Here is a 1,628-nt window from a genome sequence, read left to right on the forward strand (position 1 = left end):
GTTTGCTGTCTCCTTTCAGAATGGTGTGTCGTGACTTCATTCTACCAGAGCCTGCAAGCTATGTCTTCTTTTATGCTCTTTCCAATTTGCGCAATTTATTGTACATTATCGGGCATTTTCTTCCGGTGTGCGTTTCTTTCTTGCCATAATAAAACCTCCACTGTGGTGCTTCTATTATACACCACCTTGGAGGTTTACACAAAATGTGGGATGGTCTCCAATTCTGATTTGATAGTCTGGACTCTCTGCTTTTTCTATTGTACCTACTAAGTTGATTTTGCTTTGAACACGCCAGTCAGTTGAGTATCCGTATGTAAAGTATATGCTAATTAAACAGCTCTTTAATCATTCTTTTAATATGCAGGTTATTTGTTTTCAAATAGCTTGACTTAATTTTACTCCGTACAACATCTTCATTGCCGCCCAAGTGTAGACCATCATTATAGAGAGGTTGCAAAAGGAAAAACAGTTCTGGAACATCAACACCTTGCGCAATAGCATAATTTAATTTATTTATTACTTTGTGTTGGGCAATATATGCTTCTCGATCTTCTGGGGCGAGCTTCTGATATATAACTTCTTCGATTTTTATTCTTAATCCAGCAATGACCATAACCGGATTATAGGTGACTTCAGATAAATATTTTTCTGTTATTTCAGCGTACAGTTTTGTCCTAAAAGATATATTACTGTCGGAAAAATCAAGAGCTACTTTTTGAGCAAGTTCTGCGTTTAGTGTGTGATTTTCATCTACATAGTGAAGATAGTATTTTTCAATTTCGTGTTTATCTTCATCGCATAGTGTACCACTTTCGCGAAGACGAAGCATTTTAACTATGTCAGATCCCAACTCAATTGGTGCTGATAATGAAATGTAATGTATCTTCTTTTTTTGAAAATAGTAATTCGCAAAAACGGCTGGATCCAAGTGGGTAAAAATAATAGGAAATAGCACCTTGCCTTTGGATTTACAACTTTTTATTAATTCAATTAGATAGTACTGAACCGCCAGCATATTACTGCCATCCAAATAATCAAACACTTCGTCTATTATTAATATACCCACTGTTTTTTTGAATAAGAGTTCAAATTTTGTAATGTTTACGACAAAAGACAGTATATCTCTCTCTCCGTTGGATAGTGAGTCTGCCCGTTCAAAACCTACAATCAGCTTCCCGTGATCCTCACGAGTTCTAATAGTGCGTCCAGTGGTATTAAAATCTGCAAGCCGATTATCTATAATATCTCTAACTGCTTTATACTCTAAGTAAGCATGGACTTTTTTTATTATATCTCTATCACCAGCATCATAATGATGGCCAATAACCTTGCATATTTGAATCGCTGTGAATACAACATCTATCGGTTGCCATTCACTTGGTTTATGATCCATTTCATTGATACAGTCAAAGAGCGCAGCTACATTATCATTATTCCGCAGTGCAGCAATTCTGTCTAAAGGAATTGCACGCTTGATTTGATCCGTTGTCCCACAATTTGGACATTGATTTAGAAAATCTCTAAGGAACCTCTGAATAAAAGCCTTTATCCTGTTTCTACTCAATGTATTAGCCGCCATTTGCGCTTGGTTAAGGTGATTTCAGTGCAAAATAGCCATTATTTATCTG

At 36.2% G+C, this 1,628-nt stretch carries 1 protein-coding gene; it reads right to left on the minus strand.

Going from position 1 to position 1,628, the window contains the following annotated elements:
• Positions 1 to 325: 325 nt before the first annotated feature.
• On the minus strand, positions 326 to 1,564 hold the full coding sequence (locus ACTNBK_RS16970) for a hypothetical protein (protein ID WP_441147866.1): 1,239 nt from the start codon (positions 1,562 to 1,564) through the stop codon (positions 326 to 328).
• Positions 1,565 to 1,628: the final 64 nt, after the last annotated feature.

Source organism: Intestinimonas sp. HCP28S3_D6, assembly GCF_052065695.1.
GTDB lineage: Bacteria > Bacillota > Clostridia > Oscillospirales > Oscillospiraceae > Intestinimonas.